We start from the raw sequence: 18,482 nt of genomic DNA, 5'->3' as shown, positions 1-18,482 counted from the left end.
CTCATGTTGCAGCGCACAAAAATGCGCTTGACGTAGCGTCGCGGCTCCCTATTTGTGCGTTGCAGCATAATAGCTGGAGTAGGAGCCGTGGACGATACCGCCCCCAAGCCGCCGGTGAAGCCTGCCAAGGTCGCCCGTCGTCCGGAGCGTCCCGTCGCCACGCAGCCGCAATCGGCAGTCAGGCCGTCGCTGCCCAAGGCCAAGGTCGCCAAGAAGAGCGTGCCGGCCGTGCCGCTCGCGACAAAGCCGACGGCCGCCGACATCGTTCCGCCGCTCGCGTCGATCGTGCCCGCTTCGGTCGTGCCCGACGTGGCTGTCGAGTCGGTGCCGGTGACGAGCGAGCCTGCTCCCGAACGGCCGGTCGCACCGAACGCGGCCGCGCTACCACCCGTCGTCCCCACCACCGACCCGATCGCTGCGGCAACGACCGCGCCGATCGCCCCCTACGCAGCGAAGGAAGTCATCATGGAAACGATCGAAACCGTCACCGCCAAGACCCAGACCGCGTTCGCCGACGCGACAGAGCGCGCCAAGGGTGCGGTCGAAAAGAGCCAGAAGATGTTCGAAGACGCGAACGAATTCGGCAAGGGCAACATCGAGGCGATGGTCGAATCGTCGAAGATCGCGGTGCGCGGTCTCGAAGCGCTCGGCCAGGACGCCGCCGCCTTCGCCAAGAAGTCGTTCGAAGAAGCGACCGCCGCCGCCAAGACGATGACCAGCGTCAAGTCGCCGACCGACTTCTTCAAGCTCCAGTCGGACTATGCCCGTTCGGCGTTCGACGCGATGGTGCAGCAGACCTCGCGCAACACCGAAGCCATGCTGAAGCTGGCCGGTGAAGTGGCGCAGCCGCTGTCGAACCGCGTCGCGCTCGCCGCCGAGAAGATGAAGGTCGTCGCGTAACCTGACGCAACGGACCGAAGAGGGGGCGGCCGCAGCGATGCGGTCGCCCCTTTTCGTTGGATGGCGGGCCGGGTGCCGTCAACTTTTGCGCGACCCCCTTGCCCCGGGCATGCCCGATGCCATATTTTCGCGATCCACATGATAGTTGAACCGATCACCATGGCCGAACGCCGCGACGACGGAACGGATGACGGCAACGACGGCGGCGCCGGCACGGGCCTCGCCACCAAGACGCGCACGCGCACCAAGCAGCCGACGCCCTATCGCGTCCTGATGCTCAACGACGATTACACGCCGATGGAATTCGTCGTGCTGTGCCTGCAACGCTTCTTCCGCATGAACATGGAAGAGGCGACGCGGGTGATGCTGCACGTCCACCAGAAGGGCGTCGGGGTGTGCGGGGTCTTCTCCTATGAGGTGGCGGAGACCAAGGTCGGGCAGGTCATCGACTTCGCGCGGCAGAACCAGCACCCGCTGCAATGCACGCTGGAGAAGGCATGATCGCGGGTTTGCGCTCGCGCTAAGGCGCGACGACGGTTTGCGCGCAACCGATATTCGCCATTGTCGTCATCCCGGCGGAGGCTGGGATGTCGCAGCAGCGCTGGCGCGCCTTACCGGGCCGGTGGCAGCCAGCCGAGATCGATATGCGGCGTGCGGTCGATATGATGCGCGGTGCGGGCGAGCGCGTGTTCGTTGAGGAAGGTGATCCGGCCGCCGTTGCGGGCCAGCAGGCCTTCGTCCTCCAGCTGACGCAGCATGCGGTTGACGTGAACCGCGGTGAGGCCGGTCGCATCGCCGATCTGTTCCTGCGTCAGGCAGGGCGAAAAGCTGTCCTGCACGCTGGCATCCAGGCGTCGGTGGCGGTTGCGCAGGCCGATCAGCAGCGCGCAGATACGGGCCTTGGCCGATCCGCGCCCCAGGTTCGCCAGCCGGTCGGTCAGCGCGACGCGTTCGATCTGGTCGCGGACGAGCAACAGGCCCGCGATCCGCGGATGGTCGACGATCAGCGCGGCGATCTGCGCGCGATCGATGATGGCGACGGTGCTTTCGGTCAGCGCCATCAGCGTTTCGGGCGCGCTGCGGTAGACGAGCGCGGGCGTGGCGATCAGGTCGCCGGGGAACAGGAAGCGCAGGATCTGGCGGCTGCCGTCGGGCAGGATGATGTAGCTCATCAGCGATCCGTGGCGGATGACGAACAGCTCCGTCGCGCGGTCATGCTCGCGCAGCAGCACCGCGCCGCGCCGCACCGTCCGCTCGCGCGTTTCGAGTCCGTCGAGCGCGCGCCGTTCGCTGGCGGATAGCTCTATCAGTTCGCCGAGCCAATCGGCGAGGCCACTCCCCACGCTGTATCTTCCCCCTGAACCCCAGAGGCGCGGGGGTTAGCGAAAGGGCAGAAACGCTTGCATTAAAGTCGATCAAGCGCGCGGCGTTCATTGGCAACTTGCACCCGTCGACCGGCGCGCTAGACGCTATGCCATGGACCGTATCCTTATCCGTGGCGGCAACCGCCTGTCGGGGCGCCTGCCGATTTCGGGCGCGAAGAATGCCGCGCTGACGCTGATGCCGTGTGCGCTGCTGACCGACGAGCCGCTGACGCTGCGCAACCTGCCGCGCCTCGCCGACGTCGACGGGTTCGGTCACCTGCTCAACCAGCTGGGCGCGTCGACGGCGATCCAGGGCACGCGGCCCGAGGATTTCGGGCGGGTGATGACGATCCGGGCGGGGCAGCTGACCTCGACCGAGGCGCCCTATGACATCGTGCGCAAGATGCGCGCGTCGATCCTGGTGCTGGGCCCGGTGCTGGCGCGCGCGGGCGAGGCGCGGGTGTCGCTGCCTGGCGGCTGCGCGATCGGCAACCGCCCGATCGACCTGCATCTGAAGGCACTGGAGGCGATCGGCGCCGAACTCGAGATGGCGGCAGGCTACGTCAAGGCGACCGCGCCCGGCGGGCGTTTGTCGGGCGGGCGCTATCGCTTCCCCGTCGTGTCGGTCGGCGCGACCGAGAATGTCGTGATGGCGGCGGTGCTGGCGAAGGGCACCAGCGTGATCGAGAATGCGGCGCGCGAGCCCGAGATCGTCGACCTATGCAATTGCCTGGTCGCGATGGGCGCGCGGATCGGCGGCATCGGCACCGATACGCTGGAGATCGAGGGCGTCGACCGGCTGCACGGCGCGACCTATGCCGTCATGCCCGACCGGATCGAGGCGGGCAGCTATGCCTGCGCCGCGGCGATCACCGGCGGCAGCCTGGAGCTGGTCGGCGCGAATGCCGGCGACATGCAGGCGACGATCGACGGCCTGCGCGAGGCGGGCGTGACGGTGACCGAGACGCGCGATGGCGTGAAGGTGGAGGCATCGGGTCCGCTCGGCCCGGTGACGCTGTCGACCGCGCCGTACCCCGGCTTCGCGACCGACATGCAGGCGCAGTTCATGGCGATGCTGTGCAAGGCGGACGGCGCCAGCGTGCTGACCGAGACGATCTTCGAAAATCGCTACATGCACGTGCCCGAACTGGCGCGCATGGGCGCGGACATCCAGGTCCATGGCCGTACCGCGGTGGTGAAGGGCGTCGACCGGCTGGTCGGCGCGCCCGTGATGGCGACCGACCTGCGCGCCTCGATGAGCCTGATCCTCGCCGGCTTGGCGGCGGAGGGCGAGACCGCGGTCGCGCGCGTCTATCACCTCGACCGTGGTTATGAGCGGCTGGAGGAAAAACTGTCGGCGGTGGGCGCGGATATCGAGCGGGCGAGCGACGGGTAAGGTCATTCCTTCCTTGCTAGGACCGATCGACATTCAATCACGTCAAGATACGAAGAGGTGAGGACAAGACGGTTCGCGCGGAGGCGCGGAGGACGCAGAGGTGTCGCGTTTGCCGCGCGAGGCCTGTCTATCTCGGTCCAGGTCAAAGCGAAGCGCTGCCACGCGCGTGACATCTCCGCGTCCTCCGCGCCTCCGCGCGAACAAAACTTTTCTTCTTAATGTCTTTCCGCTCATCGAAAAATGCATCACGACGGTGAATGTCGATCGGCCCTAGAGCGGGAGGGGGCTTCAGCATACACGACGCGCGCCGTATCCTCCCCCTCCGTCAGCGCTGGTGTGCTGCCACCTTCCCCCTGGCGGGGGAGGACTGATGTCAAGGGTCCGCGGCGCGATTGGCGGCCTACAGCACCCACCAGGCCACGGCCGTCACCGTGACCAGCGACAGGATCGTCGACATCAGGATCGCGCGGGCGGCCAGCGTCACCTCCTGCGCGTAGAGTTCGGCGACCATGAACGGGCCGGTGCCGGTCGGCAGCGCGGCGACGATCAGCGCGGCGGCGGCATAGGGCTTGGGGAGGGGCAGCAGCCATAACGCGGCCAGCGTGACGAGCGGCTGCACCACCAGCTTGGCGACGACCGCGAAGCCCAGTTCGGCGGGCTCGCCCGTTCCCTGCCGCTGCGCGAGGAACATGCCGATCGTCACCAGCGCGACCGGGGTCGCCGATCCGCCCAGCATCTTTAGGACGGTAGCGGCCGGGGTGGGCAGGCCGAGGCCGGTCAGGGCGTACAGTGCGCCCGCGACCGGCGCGGCGACGATCGGGTTGCGCAATACCGATCCGAAGACCCGCGCGATCGTCGCGATCCGCAGCCCCTTGCCGTCGAGATCGACCTCGACCAGCATGAGCGAAAAGGCGAACAACGCACAGCTGGTCAGCAGCGCGGCGATGACCGCGGCGGCGAGGCCTTCCGGCCCGAGCAGGCCGTGCGCGATCGGGATGCCCATATAGGCGCAATTGGAAAAGCTGGCGGTCAGCGCATCGAGCGAGCGGCGCGCCATGCTGCGGGGCATGCCGGCGACGCGCGGGGTGGCCCAATAGGACAGCGCGAAGGTCGCGACCATGCCGATCGCGAACACCAGGGTGAAGCGCGGCTGCGCGAGCGTCGCCCAATCCGCCTCCGCCACGAAATCGAACAGCAAGGCGGGCAGCGCCAGCCAGACGACATAGGTGTTGAGGATGCTGACCGCACCCGCATCCAGACCGCGCAGCCGGGCGAAGGCGAACCCCGCCAGGATCAGCACGAAGATCGGCAGGATGGTGGCGAGGATCGTCATCGCGGGCGTTGTGGGGTGCGCGGGCGGATCAGGCGATCCGGTCCGGCACTTCCGCCGCATCCGCGGCGATCGAGTCGCTGGACGCGACGGCTTCCCATGGGAAGACGAACCAGTCCTTGACGACGTCGCGGTCGATGGTGCGCGCCGCAAGCTCGACGCGTTCGGCCGAGCGGCTGTTGTCGATCAGCGTGGCGAAGCGGACATTGGCGGCATCGCCGTCCGCCGCGGCGAGCGCTGTGCGGACGAAGGCGATGGTGCGGCCCGAATCGTTGATGTCGTCGAGGAACAGCAGGCGCTCGCCCGCGCGGGACCGGGCGGCAAGAGCAGCGAGGCCCGCCTGCGTCACCGCGTTACTGTCGCGGGCGGACAGATCGATCGAGCGCATCGGCACATCGATCGCATGGCTGAGGTAGACGGCGGGCACCAGGCCGCCGCGGCCGATGCCGACGATCGTATCGGGGCGCCAGTCACCGGCGGCGATTGCATCGCGCAGGGTCAGGACGGCGGCGACGACGGCGTCGTGTGGGATGGGAGTGAACACGGGCATCCGCCCTTTTTGCCGCATTGCGGCACAGGGGCAAGCGTGGGGTGGTGTGCGGCGCGTCCCTCTACCTTCGTCATCCCGGCGAACGCCGGGATCCACGGACGCGGAACGGTTGGGGTGTGCGAATCAGTAGCGGCACCGTCACCATGGATTCCGGCGTGCGCCGGAATGACGAAGGGTGGGGGTGTGCCTCCAGCCCCCATGCACGATGGCGGCCGGCCTCAACCCGCCGCGGCGAGCGCGCGATAGGTGTTGCGGAGCGATACCTTGTCGATCTTCTCGGTGCCCAGCCGTGGCAGGGCGACCGGGGAAACCCAGATGCGTGCGGGCACCTTGAAGGCGGCGATATGGTCGGCGAGGAACGCCTGTAGCGCCGCCTGATCCAGCGCCATGTCCCCGCGCAGATGCACCACCGCGCCCGGCACTTCGCCGAAGCGGTCGTCGGGCAGGCCGAACACCGCAGCCTCCGCGACGTCGGGATGGGCGTACAGCGCGGCTTCGACCTCCTGGCAGGCTATGTTCTCGCCGCCGCGGATCACGATGTCCTTGGCGCGATCGACGATGAAGAGATAGCCGTCCGCATCGAGATAGCCGATGTCGCCGGTGCGGAAATATCCGTCCGCGGTCATGCACGCCGCGGTCGCCTCCGGCCGGTTCCAATAGCCGAGGAAATTGGCGATCGAGCGGATCGCGATCTCGCCACGCGCGCCCTGCGGCACGGGCGCGCCGTCATCGTCGAGGATCGCGAGGTCGACCAGCGGGGCGGAGGCGCGCCCGGCGCTATCGGGCTTGGCGAGATAGTTGCTGCGCCAATTGCCGGTGCCGATGCCGTTCGTCTCGGTCAGGCCATAGCCGATCAGCGGCGCGCCCCCGCCCATCTCCGCATCGATGCGGCGGACATGCTCGACCGGGCGCGGCGCGCCGCCCGCGGCGAAATCGGTGACGGTCGACAGGTCATAGGAGCCGCGATCGGGATGGGTCAGGATTTCGAAGCTCATCAGCGGCACGCCGACGAAATAGCTGATCCGCTCCGCCTGGATCAGGCGCATCGCCTCGACCGCATCCCATTTGCGCATCAGGACGAGCTTGCGACCCATGGCAAAGCTCTGCAGCATCACCGGCACCTCGGCGGTGACGTGGAACAGTGGCAACGTCAGCAGCGTGGAGGGCTGTTCGGTCGGCGGATTGCCGTCCTGCGTCGCGAGGCCGAGCATCATCAGCGCCTGCGCCAGATAGTTGAACGTGCCCTGCACCACGCCGCGGTGATCGGCGATCGCGCCCTTCGACCGGCCGGTCGATCCGGAGGTGAACAGGATCGTCGCATGGTCGGTGCCCGCGACATCGGGCAACGCGGCATCTTCGCCACCCGCCGCGGTGATCGCGCCCAGCGCCTCGGCGAGCGGCAGCGTATCGTCGATCGCCACCACCTGCGCCGACGATCCAGCCAGCCGCTGCGCGCGCGGGCCGTCAGCGAAGACGAGGCGCGCCTCCACCTCGTCGATCGCCGCGGCCAGTTCCTCCGCCTGCCACCAGCCGTTGAGCAGCGTCGCGACGCCGCCCGCCATCAGGATGCCCATGTACAGCACGATCCACGACGGCGAATTGCGCATCGCGATGCCGATCCGGTCGCCCTTCGCCACGCGATGCGTCGCGACCAGCGCCCCCGCCACCGCGCGCGCGGCGGCATAGACATCAGCGAAGGTCAGCCGTTCGTCGCCGGCGACGAGGAAGGTCTTGTCGGCATGCTCATGGCAATAATGCGCGAAATAGTGCGGCAAGGCGGGCGGTGCGGCGGCGATGATCGGATAGCGGCGCCCGCCGCGCTCCGCCTCACCCAGCGCCAGCATGCCCCCCGGCCCGGTCAGTGCCGCCATCGTGGCGTCCATCCGCTCGTCGAGGGTCGTCCGCATGCATGCTCTCCGCTTGGTCTTGTGCCTTTGCCCCACTATGCAGGGGCGAAACCCAGGGGGAAAGCCTTGATCCTGCCGTTGCTCGCCGCCGCCGCCCCACTCGCCGATCCGCTGGTGGGTTCCGGGGGCGGCCATATCCGCTTCGCCGATTTGGGGCTGCACCCCGACGTCTTCTCGATCGGCGCGTTCACGCTGCGCTGGTACAGCCTCGCCTATATCGGCGGCATCCTGATCGGCTGGTGGTATCTGCTGAAGCTGCTGGCGCAGCCGGGGGCGCCGATGGCGCGTCGCCATGCCGACGACCTCGTCTTCTACGCGACGCTGGGGATCATCCTGGGTGGGCGGATCGGCTATGTGCTGTTCTACGCGCCCGAGATGCTGCTGCATCCGGTACGCATCCTGCGGCTGTGGGACGGCGGCATGAGCTTCCACGGCGGCGTCATCGGCACGTCGCTGGGGATCATCCTGTTCGCGCGCAAGCACAAGCTCGACTGGCTGCGCGTCCACGACTACCTCGCCTGCTGCGTGCCCTTCGGCCTGTTCTTCGGCCGGCTCGCCAACTTCGTGAACGGGGAATTGTGGGGCAAGCCCGCCGACGTGCCCTGGGCGATCGTGTTCGAACGCACCGTGCCCTTCGGCATCCCCGAACCGGCGCGTCACCCCAGCCAGCTGTACGAAGCGGGGATGGAGGGGATCATCCTCTTCGCCGTCCTGTGGTTCGCCTTCTGGCGCACCAAGGCGCGCTACCAGCCGGGCAAGCTCGTCGGGCTGTTCGTGCTGGGCTATGGCATCGCGCGGTTCATCGTGGAATTCTTCCGCGAGCCCGATCCGCAGTTCCACGGCACCTTCATCGAAGCGACCGGCATCCACATGGGCCAATGGCTGTGCGTGCCGATGATCGCGGGCGGGCTGTATCTGGTGCTGACCGCCAAGGGCCGCCGCACGCGGGTGGAGCCGATCGCGGGGACGGAGAGCGTGGCCTGACGAAAGTCCTCCCCCGCCAGGGGGAGGTGGCAGCGCGACAGCGCTGACGGAGGGGGAGGTAAGCGGCGCACGCCGTTATAAACTGCGTCGCCTACCTCCCCCTCCACCATTCGGCTAGCGCCGAACGGTCCCCCTCCCCCTGGCGGGGGAGGACTGGAAGGAGCCTTGCGCACACCGCCCGGCCACGGCATCTGCCGCCTGTGACCGACGTGACCGATATCCCCGACGCTCCGCTGCCCGACCGGCTCGCCCGTGCGATCACGCTGGCGGGACCGATGCCGGTGTCGCAGTTCATGGCCGCCGCCAATGCGCAGTATTACGCGACGCAGGAAGCGATCGGCGCGGGCGGCGACTTCGTGACCGCGCCCGAGATCAGCCAGATGTTCGGCGAGCTGATCGGCCTGTGGTGCGCCGACCTGTGGGACCGCGCCGGCCGGCCCGAGGTCGCTTGGGTCGAGCTGGGGCCGGGCCGGGGCACGCTCGCCGCCGATGCCCGGCGCGCGATGGCGAAGGCGGGGTTCGAACCGCCCGTGCACTTCGTCGAGACCAGCCCGCGGCTGCGCGCGCTGCAGGCCGCCGCGGTGCCGGGTGCGACCTTCCACGATTCGGTCGACAGCCTGCCGACGACCGAAGCGCTGATCGTCGTCGCCAACGAATTCTTCGATGCGTTGCCGATCCGCCAGCTGGTTCGCCGCGCGGATGGCTGGCACGAGCGGCTGGTCGCCTGCCAGGACACGCTGTTCCTGCCCATCGCGGGCAAACCCGTGCCGCTGGAGGTGCTGCCCGAACCGTTGCGCGATGCCCCCGCCGGGTCGGTGCTGGAAATTTCGCCCGCAAGCGTCACGGTGATGACCGCGCTCGCGCGTCGGATCGCTGCGCAGGGCGGGGCGATGCTGGCCATCGATTATGGGTATGAAGGCCCGGCGCTCGGCGACACGTTGCAGGCGGTGCGCGGCCATGGCTTCGCCAATCCGTTCGATACGCCGGGCACGGTCGATCTCAGCGCGCATGTCGATTTCACCACGCTCGCCGCCGCGGCGCAGGGGGCGGGTGCGGTCGCCTGGGGGCCGATCTCGCAGCGCGACTTGCTGGGGGGCCTCGGCATCGACACGCGGGCGACGGCGCTGGCACGGGCGACGCCGGACAAAGCGGAGGCGATCCTGGCCGATCGCGCGCGGCTGATGAGCGATATGGGGACGCTGTTCCGTGCGCTGGCGGTGACGCGCGCAGACTGGCCGGTGCCGGCGGCGTTCGGCGCATGACCGCGACGCTACGCACCCCCACGGTGGCCGATGCCGAGGCGATCGCCGCGCTGTTCGCCGAAAGCTTTACCGCGACCTTCGGGCATCTGTACGATCCGGCTGATCTTGCCGCCTTTCTCGACGGCATGACGGTTCCGGCGTGGCGGCGCGAGTTGGCAGACCCGGCCTTCGCGTTCCTGCTCGCCGAGGAGGAGGGCCGTGCGGTCGGCTTCGCGAAGCTGGGGCCGCATGGGCTGCCGGTGACGCCGACCGGCCCGATGATCGAGCTGCGCCAGCTGTACCTCACCGCCGACCAGCAGGGCAGCGGGCTCGCCGCGCGGATGATGGACTGGGTGATCGCCACCGCGCGCGATCGTGGCGCGCGCGAGCTGTTCCTGTCGGTGTACGTCGACAATCATCGCGCCCGCCGCTTCTACGAACGCTATGGCTTCGCGGACGTCGGCCGCTACACCTTCATGGTCGGCAATCACGCCGACGAGGATCATCTGATGCGGCTGGTGCTGTGAGCGACGTCGAGGTCATTCGCGCGCGCGGGCTGGGCGATGTACCGCACGGTTTTCTCGGGCGGTGCGGCGGCGTGTCGCAGGGGGTGGTCGCGGGCCTGAACGTCGGCCTTGGATCGCAGGACGATCCCGCAGCGGTGGCGGAAAACCGGCGTCGGGCGGCGGCGGCAATATTGCCCGGTGCGCCGCTTGCATCGCTGTATCAGGTCCATTCGGCGGACGTGGTGCGTGTCAACGCCGCCTATCCCGATGCCGAGCGGCCGCATGCCGACGCGCTCGTCACCGAACGCCCGGGATTGCTGCTCGGCATCCTGACCGCGGATTGCGCGCCGGTGCTTTTCGCGGATGCGCAGGCGGGCGTGGTCGGCGCGGCGCATGCCGGGTGGAAGGGGGCGCTGGCCGGCGTCACCGATGAGACGATCGCCGCGATGGAGAAGATCGGGGCGCGGCGCGATCGGATCGCCGCCGCGATCGGCCCGTGCATCGCGCGCGCCTCGTACGAGGTGGATGAGGGGTTCCTCGCGCGTTTCACGGCGGTCGATCCGGAGAATGAGCGCTTCTTCGCGAGCGGTCGGGACGGGCGCTACCAGTTCGACCTCGAGGCCTATGTGACGCATCGACTCGCTGCTGCGGGACTTGCCCGGATCGAGGCGCTTGGGCTGGATACCTATGCGCAGTCCGACCGCTTCTACAGCTACCGCCGCGCGACGCATAAAGGCGAACCGGATTACGGGCGGCAGATCAGTTTGATCGGGTTGCCTGCGTAACCTTCCTCGTCATTCCGGCGGAGGCGGAATCCAGACGCGCAGGTTTCGCTTGAGCCGCCGCGGAGCGGGTATGGATTCCCGCCTTCGCGGGAATGACGGAGGATTGGATAGTATCCAACGTTACCAGTCGGCGCTATGCTCCGTGGCAAAGGAGAGTATCATGCCCAATGAAGCACAGATCACCGGCGTCGGGGGCAATCTGCCCGCCAACACGCCGCAGACGATCGGTGACCGCAAGCTGAAGCCGTCGACGATGATGATGGGCCACGGCTTCGACCCAGCCTTGTCCGAAGGCGCGCTGAAGCCGCCGATCTTCCTGACCTCCACCTTCGTCTTCCCCAATGCCGCAGCGGGCAAGCGCCATTTCGAGGGCGTGACCGGCAAGCGGCCGGGCGGGGCCGATGGCCTCGTCTATTCGCGCTTCAACGGACCGAACCAGGAAATCCTCGAGGATCGCCTGGCGATCTGGGACGAGGCGGAGGATGCGCTCGCCTTTTCGAGCGGCATGTCGGCGATCGCGACGCTGTTCCTCGCGATGACCAAGCCCGGCGACACGATCGTCCATTCGGGGCCGCTCTATGCGGCGACCGAGACGCTGATCGGCCGCATCCTCGGCAAGTTCGGGGTGAAGTGGCTCGACTTCCCGGCCGGCGCGACGCGCGAGGAGATCGACGCGGTGTTGACCGAGGCGGCGACCGGCAACGTCGCGCTGATCTACCTCGAAAGCCCGGCGAACCCAACCAACGCGCTGGTCGATATCGAGGCGGTGGCGGCGAGCCGCGACGCGATCTTCGCCGATGCGGCGGAGAAGCCGCCGATCGCGATCGACAACACCTTCCTGGGGCCGTTGTGGCAGCAGCCGCTGCGCCACGGGGCGGATATCGTAGTGTACAGCCTCACCAAATATGCCGGCGGCCATAGCGATCTGGTCGCGGGCGGTGTGCTGGGGTCGAAGGCGCACATCAACACGATCCGCTCGATGCGCAACACGATCGGCACGATCTGCGATCCCAATACCGCGTGGATGCTGCTGCGGTCGCTGGAAACGCTGGAACTGCGCATGAGCCGCGCGGGCGAGAATGCCGCCAAGGTCTGCGCCTATCTGCGCACGCATCCAAAGGTCGAGCGCGTCGGCTATCTCGGCTTCTTCGGCGACGAGCCGGGGCAGGAGCGGCAGGCGGACATCTATCGCCGCCATTGCTCGGGCGCCGGCTCCACCTTCTCGCTGATCCTGAAGGGCGGCGAGGCGGAGGCGTTCCGCTTCCTCGACGCGCTGCGCATCGCCAAGCTCGCCGTGTCGCTGGGCGGCACCGAGACGCTGGCAAGCCATCCCGCCGCGATGACCCACCTGTCGGTGCCGCAGGAGCGCAAGGACGCGCTGGGGATCACCGACAGCCTGGTGCGCATCTCGATCGGCGTCGAGGATGCCGACGATCTGATCGCCGACTTCGCGCAGGCGCTGGACGCGATCTAAGCGACGGGCGCCCCTCCCGATTTCAGGAGGGGCGCCCGCCATCAACCCGCTTCCGCCCGCCGCGCGGCCCCGGTAGAGCCGCTGCATGGCAGGGATCAGCAGGCGCAAGGTGATCGTCGCGGGGGGCGCGGGCGTCGGGCTGGTCGTCGCCTGGGGGCTGTGGCCGCGCGCTTATGCCCCGAACCTCGCGACCGCACCCGGCGAGACCGCGTTCGGCGCATGGCTGAAGATCGGCGACGACGGCCATGTCACTGTCGCGGTGCCGCAGCTGGAACACGGGCAGGGCATCTACACTGCATTGGCGCAGGTGGTGGCCGACGAACTGGGTGCCGACTGGCGGACGGTCGGCGTCGAGGCGGCGCCGATCAACCCGCTCTATGCCAACCCGCTGGCGCTCGAATCGCTGTTCGAAGGCACGCTCGCGCGGCTGCCGCAGCACCTCTACGACAGCTATGCACAACGCAGCGACGCGATGCTGACTGGCGGATCGACCAGTCTTCGCATGTTCGAGGACGATGCGCGCACCGCGGGCGCGACCGTGCGGGCGCTATTGTGCAAGGCGGCGGCGCGGCGCTGGGGCGTTACCTGGACCGATTGCAGCGCGGAGGCGGGCTTCATCGTCCACGGCCGCGACCGGTTGCGCTTCGCCGCGCTGGCGGCAGAGGCGGCGCGCGAGAGCGTGCCCAAACCCCTGCCAATCGGCGTCGCGGGGGCGGGCAAGCTGGCGGGACAGGCGGTGCCGCGGATCGACGTACCCGCGAAGGTCGATGGTTCGGCCAGCTTTGCGGGGGATATCCGCCTGCCCGACATGGTGCATGCCGCGATCCGGCAGGGGCCGATCGGCGATGCGCGGTTGGTCGCGGTCGACCGGGCGGCGGCGGATCGCATCCGCGGCGTGCTGGCGGTCGTCGAGAATCCCAAGTGGGTGGCAGCAGTTGCGACGACCTGGTGGGCCGCGAATCGCGCGCTGGAGGCGCTCGCGCCGCGCTTCGCCAGCGACACGCCGCTCGCTGACGATGCCGGGATCGACCGCGCGCTGACCGACGCGCTGGCCGCACCGGGGCAGACCATGGCCGCGACCGGCGACCCGGCGCGCTTGCTGGAGGGCGGCGGCGTCGTCTCTTCGGACTATCGCGTCGGGCTGGGCGTGCATGCCGCGCTGGAGACCGCGAGCGCGGCGGCGGCGTATCGCGACGGGCGGCTGGAGCTGTGGTTGCCCACCGCGGCCCCCGCGGCGGCGCGGGCAGCGGCGGCGCGCGTCGCGGGTCTGTCGCCGGGGGCGGTGGTGATCCACCGCACGCTGGCGGGCGGCGACTTCGGTGCGCGGTTGGAGACGGTGATCGCCGAACAGGCGGCGTTGCTGACGATGCAGCTGAAGCGTCCGGTCAATCTCGTATTGTCGCGGGGCGAGGAGACGCTGCACGATCGCGTTCGCCCACCCGCCCGCGCGACGTTGCGCGCGCGCCTGTCGAGCAACGGCGCCATCGCCGCCTGGGACGCAGCGATCGCGGCGCCGGCGACGGGCCATGCGCTCGCCCGGCGGCTGCTGCCCGGGGCGGGCGCGCTGCTGGGGCGCGGCGATCCCTATGCGGTGGCGGGCGCAACGCCGGTCTATCGCATCCCGGCCTATGCCATCGCGCATCATCCCGCCGACATCGGCGTCGAAACCGGCCACCTGCGCGGCGGCGCGCATGGCTACACCGCCTTCTTCACCGAATGCTTCATCGACGAGCTGGCGCATGTCGCGGGCACCGAACCCTTGTCCTACCGGATCGGCATGCTGGGCGGCGAGCCGCGGCTGGCACGCTGCCTGACGACCGTTGCAGCGCTGGGCGGCTGGGACGGCGGCGCGGACGGATCGGGGCAGGGCATCGCCGCACATGCCTTTCGCGGCAGTCGCATCGCGGTGCTGGCGGAGGTGTCGGCGGAGGATGGCGGGCGAATCCGCGTCGATCGCCTCGTCGCGGCGGTGGATTGCGGGCGGATCGTCAACCCGGACCTCGTCCGCCAGCAGATCGAAGGCGGCCTGATCTTCGGCATGGCGCAGGCACTGGGCGCATCGACCGGTATCGCGAAGGGGCGGACGCGCGCGCATGGCTTTGCGGGGCTCAACCTCCCGCGGCTCGCGGACAGTCCGGACATCGTCGTCGAACTGATCGCATCCGGCGAGGCGCCGGGCGGAGTGGGCGAGCTGGGCGTGCCCGCCGTCGCGCCCGCGATCGCCAACGCCGTCTTCTCCGCGACCGGTAGGCGGCTGCGCTCACTGCCGCTACAGCCGACGCCATGACGATTCCCGCCGGCCATCCCGCGATCCCGCCCCGCAAGATCGGGGTATTGCTCACCAATCTTGGCACGCCCGATGCGCCCGATCCGAAATCGGTGAAACGCTATCTGGGCGAATTCCTGTCCGATCGGCGCGTCGTCGAAATCCCGGCGATCGCGTGGCAGCCGATCCTGCGCGGCATCATCCTCAACACCCGCCCGAAGAAGTCCGCGCATGCCTATGGCCTGGTGTGGAGCGACGAAGGGTCGCCGCTCGCCGCGATCACGCGTCGGCAGGCACAGGCGCTGACGGACGCGTTCGGCGAGGGCGTGATCGTCGATTATGCAATGCGCTACGGCAATCCGGCGATCGCCGACCGACTGGCCGCACTCAAGGATGCCGGGTGCGAGCGCATCCTGATCGCGCCGCTATATCCGCAATATTGCGCGGCGACGACCGCGACCGCCAACGACAAGGCCTTTGCCGCGCTGGCGGGCATGCGCTGGCAGCCGGCGATCCGCACGCTGCCGCCGTATCACGACGACCCCGCCTATATCGCCGCGCTGAAGGAGAGCATCGAATCGCAGCTCGCGGGCCTCGATTTCGTGCCCGAGCGGATCGTCGCCAGCTTCCACGGCATGCCAAAGCGGACGCTGGAGTTGGGCGACCCCTATCACTGCCACTGCCAGAAGACGGCGCGGTTGCTGTCCGAGGCCATGAATCGCGAGCTCATCATCGCCTTCCAGTCGCGCTTCGGGCCGGCGAAATGGCTGGGGCCGGCGACCGACGAGACGCTGGAGGCGCTGCCCGCGCAAGGGGTGCGCAAGGTTGCGGTGGTGGCGCCGGGCTTTTCCGCCGATTGCCTCGAGACGCTGGAGGAACTGGCGATCCGCGGGCGCGAAAGCTTCGTTGCGGCGGGCGGCACCGACTTCGCCTATCTGCCCTGTTTGAACGACGGCGCGCCCGGCATGGCGATGCTGCGGACGTTGCTGCATCGCGAGCTGCAAGGCTGGATTCCGTAACGAAATATGGAAATACCGGTCCGGCCCTGGTTCCGCCATTGCCACCGTCCGGGCGCCCGCCTAGCGTTCCACCGAACGTCTAACGGGAGAGGTTGGAATGGCCAGAGTAGCGATCGTCACCGGTGGTACGCGTGGCATCGGCGAGGCGATCAGCCTTGCCCTGAAAGAGGCCGGCATCACCGTCGCCGCCAATTACGCCGGCAATGACGAACGGGCGCGCGAGTTCACCGAGCGTACGGGCATCGCCGCCTATAAATGGGACGTCGCGGATCACGACGCTTGCCAGGACGGCTGCGCGAAGGTTGCCGCGGATCTGGGGCCCGTCGACATCGTCGTGAACAATGCGGGCATCACGCGCGACGGCACGATCTTGAAGATGACCTACCAGATGTGGAAAGAGGTCATGGACACCAACCTGGGTGGTTGCTTCAATATGGCCAAGGCGACCTTCCCCGGGATGCGCGAGCGCAAATGGGGGCGGATCGTCAACATCGGTTCGATCAACGGTCAGGCGGGTCAGTACGGCCAGGTGAACTATGCCGCGGCGAAGAGCGGTATCCACGGCTTCACCAAGGCATTGGCGCAGGAAGGCGCACGCGCCGGCGTAACGGTGAACGCGATCGCGCCGGGCTATATCGACACCGACATGGTGGCGGCGGTGCCGAGCGACGTGCTGGAGAAGATCGTCGCCAAAATTCCCGTCGGTCGCCTGGGCCAGGCAAGCGAAATCGCGCGCGGCGTCGTCTTCCTGTGTTCGGAAGATGCGGGCTTCGTGACGGGATCGACGCTGAGCCTGAACGGCGGTCAACATATGTACTGACGATGCGAGGGGCGTAGCCCAGGCTACGCCCCGATGCGCGCGCAACGCGCACGCACGCATCGGCACGGCCGGCGGGGCGCCAAGGGCGAACCCGTCCGACGACGGCTTTGCCGGCGTCCTGATTGGGGGGCATTCCCGAAAATGCTCCGTCACCCGGGACTCGTTCCGGGGTCCACTGGGCCGCGAGGGAGCGCCCGAGCCCCTTGCCTCCCCCTCGCCGTGGAGTGGAGCCGGACCCAGTCCGGGGTGACGGCGTGGGCGGGACAAGCGTCTAAAGTCCCACACACAACACAAGGCCCGGCCTCCCCGAAGGAAGACCGGGCCTCGCACCCCGTTACGCTACGCGGGGCTTAACGCTTACCTGCAGTAGCCGGGGCGATCCGAGCGCTCGACCGCGCGGCCGGCGAGGGCACCCGCACCGGCGCCGAGGACGGTGCCGAGCGTGCGGTCGCCGCGGGTGTCGATCGTGCGGCCGAGCAGGCCACCGGCGATCGCACCGAGCACCGTACCGGTGGTGCCGTCGTTGCAGCGGCGGGCGTAGCCGCGGTCGCGGTAATAGCCACGGTCGCCGCGATAGACGCGATCGTCACGATAGCCGCGGTCATAGGCGTAGCCGCGATCGTAACCGCCGTAATAGCCGCGCTGCGCCGAGGCGGCGCTGACCGGCACAAGGGCCGAGGCGGTCATGGCGAGCGCGGCACCGGCGAGGCTCAGGGTCTTCAGCATGGGTCTTCTCCCGTCCGTAATCTGTCCGTTTCGACGGCGATGCGGGGGGCACCTGCCCGTCGTCGATGGATGCCTTTTGCCCGAGTCGCGTTGACCCGACCCTGAATGCACCCGTTATCGTCCGTTCAGGCAGAGCAGGGGTGCCGCCTGCCGTTCCGCACCCTATGAGGCGCGGCATGCGTGTGCTGTTCGTCATCCTGGCGGTGTTGCTGATCGTCCCCGGCTGGGCGGGGGAGGAACGCCTGCCGCTGTTGGGGCGACACCCCGAACTGACCGTGCGGCGTGTCGATCTCGACCCCGCCGATCCGTCGCGCCGGCGGCTGGGATCGCTGACCTATCTCGGCGGTGCCGAGCTGCGCAGCCGCGATCCGGCGTTTGGCGGCTATTCGTCGCTGCGGGTGGAGCGGCGGCCGAACGGCGACCGGTTCACGCTGCTCAGCGATGGCGGCAATATCGTCGCCTTCACGATGGGCACGGACTGGCAGCCGCATGGCGTGCAGTTTCAGAACCTGCCGCAGGGACCGGGCACCGGTTGGGAGAAGCGCGACCGCGACACCGAATCGATGGCGGCCGATCCGGCGACGGGACAGATCTGGGTGGGATATGAGCGGTATAACGCCATCTGGCGCTACGCTCCCGGTTTCGCGCGCGCCGAGGCGCAGCGCACACCGCCTGAGATGGCGCGCTGGCCGATCAATGGCGGCCCCGAATCGCTCGCGCGCCTGCCGGATGGGCGATTCGTGACGATCAGCGAGGATGCGCATGTCCCGCCGGCGCATTGGACGGGCGCAGAGGCGGAAAGGCTGCACAGCCGCACAGCGTTACTCTTCCCCGGTGATCCGATCCGCACGCGGCCGGTCTATTTCGCCTATATGCCCCATGGGCGCTACGATCCCGCCGATGCGACCGCTTTGCCGAACGGCGGCCTGCTGGTACTCGATCGGGCGTTTCGGCTGCCCTTTCGGTTCAGCAATCGCCTGTCGCTGGTGCCGGCATCCGCGATTCGTGCGGGGGCCGTGGCACGGGGGCGTCTGCTCGCGACGCTCGATTCGCCGCTGATCCACGACAATTTCGAAGGGGTCGCAACGACGATCGAGGATGGCGCGACGATCGTCTGGCTGGTGTCCGACGACAATCAGCTGCCGATGCAGCGGACGTTGCTGCTGAAGTTCCGGCTCGATTCGCGCTGACGAACCGCGCACCGTCGAAGAGCG

Annotated in this window: 17 protein-coding genes; 12 read left to right on the top strand and 5 right to left on the bottom strand. The window is 68.7% G+C overall.

Annotated features, from left to right (window positions below):
- Nucleotides 1-87 precede the first annotated feature (87 nt).
- Both phaP and clpS read left to right on the top strand, forming a co-directional pair.
- Nucleotides 88-900 carry a phasin family protein gene (phaP, locus tag A7E77_RS06615; RefSeq protein WP_063686753.1) on the top strand — a complete coding sequence of 271 codons (813 nt, stop codon included), beginning with the start codon at nt 88-90 and terminating at the stop codon, nt 898-900.
- Nucleotides 901-1,059: 159 nt separating this feature from the next.
- Entirely contained in the window at nt 1,060-1,401 is a 342-nt protein-coding gene (clpS, locus tag A7E77_RS06610) for an ATP-dependent Clp protease adapter ClpS (RefSeq protein ID WP_017980326.1), read from the top strand.
- A gap of 110 nt (nt 1,402-1,511) precedes the next feature.
- On the opposite strand, the gene A7E77_RS06605 is transcribed toward clpS, so the two are convergent.
- Nucleotides 1,512-2,243, bottom strand: a complete 732-nt coding sequence (locus A7E77_RS06605) for a Crp/Fnr family transcriptional regulator (RefSeq protein WP_063686751.1) — start codon at nt 2,241-2,243, stop codon at nt 1,512-1,514.
- Nucleotides 2,244-2,376: 133 nt separating this feature from the next.
- Between A7E77_RS06605 and murA the strand changes: the two genes are divergently transcribed.
- Nucleotides 2,377-3,660, top strand: coding sequence for a UDP-N-acetylglucosamine 1-carboxyvinyltransferase (gene murA / locus A7E77_RS06600; RefSeq protein WP_063686748.1), 1,284 nt, complete (start codon nt 2,377-2,379; stop codon nt 3,658-3,660).
- A 400-nt stretch (nt 3,661-4,060) separates the two neighbouring features.
- Here murA and A7E77_RS06595 read toward each other — a convergent pair whose 3' ends face one another.
- From A7E77_RS06595 to A7E77_RS06585, 3 genes are all read right to left on the bottom strand, one after another.
- Entirely contained in the window at nt 4,061-4,993 is a 933-nt protein-coding gene (locus tag A7E77_RS06595; RefSeq protein ID WP_063686746.1) for an AEC family transporter, read from the bottom strand.
- Between the two features lie 28 nt (nt 4,994-5,021).
- A complete protein-coding gene (locus A7E77_RS06590) occupies nt 5,022-5,540 on the bottom strand; it encodes a phosphoribosyltransferase (protein ID WP_063686744.1) in 519 nt (172 codons plus the stop codon).
- 218 nt (nt 5,541-5,758) lie between these two features.
- Complete coding sequence (locus A7E77_RS06585) at nt 5,759-7,447, bottom strand: class I adenylate-forming enzyme family protein (protein WP_063686742.1); 1,689 nt, start codon at nt 7,445-7,447, stop codon at nt 5,759-5,761.
- A 66-nt stretch (nt 7,448-7,513) separates the two neighbouring features.
- On the opposite strand from A7E77_RS06585, the gene lgt reads away from it, so the two are divergent.
- The 8 genes from lgt to phbB all read left to right on the top strand — a co-directional run bounded on the left by lgt (nt 7,514) and on the right by phbB (nt 16,542).
- Entirely contained in the window at nt 7,514-8,431 is a 918-nt protein-coding gene (gene lgt, locus A7E77_RS06580) for a prolipoprotein diacylglyceryl transferase (protein WP_063686740.1), read from the top strand.
- Nucleotides 8,432-8,631: 200 nt separating this feature from the next.
- On the top strand, nt 8,632-9,693 hold the full coding sequence (locus tag A7E77_RS06575) for a class I SAM-dependent methyltransferase (RefSeq protein ID WP_063686738.1): 1,062 nt from the start codon (nt 8,632-8,634) through the stop codon (nt 9,691-9,693).
- Nucleotides 9,690-10,199, top strand: coding sequence for a GNAT family N-acetyltransferase (locus A7E77_RS06570; protein ID WP_063686736.1), 510 nt, complete (start codon nt 9,690-9,692; stop codon nt 10,197-10,199). The genes A7E77_RS06575 and A7E77_RS06570 overlap by 4 nt, the downstream gene beginning before the upstream one ends.
- Nucleotides 10,196-10,963 carry a peptidoglycan editing factor PgeF gene (gene pgeF / locus A7E77_RS06565; protein ID WP_063686734.1) on the top strand — a complete coding sequence of 256 codons (768 nt, stop codon included), beginning with the start codon at nt 10,196-10,198 and terminating at the stop codon, nt 10,961-10,963. The genes A7E77_RS06570 and pgeF overlap by 4 nt, the downstream gene beginning before the upstream one ends.
- Before the next feature lie 160 nt (nt 10,964-11,123).
- Nucleotides 11,124-12,437 carry a cystathionine gamma-synthase family protein gene (locus A7E77_RS06560; protein ID WP_063686732.1) on the top strand — a complete coding sequence of 438 codons (1,314 nt, stop codon included), beginning with the start codon at nt 11,124-11,126 and terminating at the stop codon, nt 12,435-12,437.
- Between the two features lie 85 nt (nt 12,438-12,522).
- Nucleotides 12,523-14,724 (top strand): xanthine dehydrogenase family protein molybdopterin-binding subunit, encoded by a 2,202-nt coding sequence (locus A7E77_RS06555; RefSeq protein ID WP_063686730.1) that lies wholly within the window; start codon nt 12,523-12,525, stop codon nt 14,722-14,724.
- Nucleotides 14,721-15,722 (top strand): ferrochelatase, encoded by a 1,002-nt coding sequence (gene hemH / locus A7E77_RS06550; RefSeq protein WP_063686728.1) that lies wholly within the window; start codon nt 14,721-14,723, stop codon nt 15,720-15,722. Before A7E77_RS06555 ends, hemH begins: the two co-directional genes overlap by 4 nt.
- A 97-nt stretch (nt 15,723-15,819) precedes the next feature.
- Entirely contained in the window at nt 15,820-16,542 is a 723-nt protein-coding gene (phbB, locus tag A7E77_RS06545) for an acetoacetyl-CoA reductase (protein ID WP_063686726.1), read from the top strand.
- Between the two features lie 357 nt (nt 16,543-16,899).
- Here the strand turns inward: phbB and A7E77_RS06540 are convergent, their stop codons facing one another.
- On the bottom strand, nt 16,900-17,268 hold the full coding sequence (locus tag A7E77_RS06540) for a glycine zipper 2TM domain-containing protein (protein ID WP_017980312.1): 369 nt from the start codon (nt 17,266-17,268) through the stop codon (nt 16,900-16,902).
- A gap of 176 nt (nt 17,269-17,444) precedes the next feature.
- Between A7E77_RS06540 and A7E77_RS06535 the strand changes: the two genes are divergently transcribed.
- Complete coding sequence (locus A7E77_RS06535; RefSeq protein WP_063686724.1) at nt 17,445-18,458, top strand: esterase-like activity of phytase family protein; 1,014 nt, start codon at nt 17,445-17,447, stop codon at nt 18,456-18,458.
- Nucleotides 18,459-18,482: the final 24 nt, after the last annotated feature.

This window comes from Sphingomonas sp. NIC1, assembly GCF_001638925.1.
In the GTDB taxonomy this organism is placed as follows: domain Bacteria; phylum Pseudomonadota; class Alphaproteobacteria; order Sphingomonadales; family Sphingomonadaceae; genus Sphingomonas; species Sphingomonas aquatilis.
This window is presented reverse-complemented; position numbering and strand designations above follow the sequence as displayed.

Excerpts from the sequence above, each read along its gene's own strand:
- clpS (WP_017980326.1), top strand. The coding sequence starts at position 1,060 with ATGGCCGAACGCCGCGACGACGGAACGGATGACGGCAACGACGGCGGC.
- murA (WP_063686748.1), top strand. The coding sequence starts at position 2,377 with ATGGACCGTATCCTTATCCGTGGCGGCAACCGCCTGTCGGGGCGCCTG.
- A7E77_RS06595 (WP_063686746.1), bottom strand. The coding sequence starts at position 4,993 with ATGACGATCCTCGCCACCATCCTGCCGATCTTCGTGCTGATCCTGGCG.
- A7E77_RS06590 (WP_063686744.1), bottom strand. The coding sequence starts at position 5,540 with ATGCCCGTGTTCACTCCCATCCCACACGACGCCGTCGTCGCCGCCGTC.
- A7E77_RS06585 (WP_063686742.1), bottom strand. The coding sequence starts at position 7,447 with ATGCGGACGACCCTCGACGAGCGGATGGACGCCACGATGGCGGCACTG.
- A7E77_RS06570 (WP_063686736.1), top strand. The coding sequence starts at position 9,690 with ATGACCGCGACGCTACGCACCCCCACGGTGGCCGATGCCGAGGCGATC.
- A7E77_RS06560 (WP_063686732.1), top strand. The coding sequence starts at position 11,124 with ATGCCCAATGAAGCACAGATCACCGGCGTCGGGGGCAATCTGCCCGCC.
- A7E77_RS06555 (WP_063686730.1), top strand. The coding sequence starts at position 12,523 with ATGGCAGGGATCAGCAGGCGCAAGGTGATCGTCGCGGGGGGCGCGGGC.
- hemH (WP_063686728.1), top strand. The coding sequence starts at position 14,721 with ATGACGATTCCCGCCGGCCATCCCGCGATCCCGCCCCGCAAGATCGGG.
- phbB (WP_063686726.1), top strand. The coding sequence starts at position 15,820 with ATGGCCAGAGTAGCGATCGTCACCGGTGGTACGCGTGGCATCGGCGAG.
- A7E77_RS06540 (WP_017980312.1), bottom strand. The coding sequence starts at position 17,268 with ATGCTGAAGACCCTGAGCCTCGCCGGTGCCGCGCTCGCCATGACCGCC.
- A7E77_RS06535 (WP_063686724.1), top strand. The coding sequence starts at position 17,445 with ATGCGTGTGCTGTTCGTCATCCTGGCGGTGTTGCTGATCGTCCCCGGC.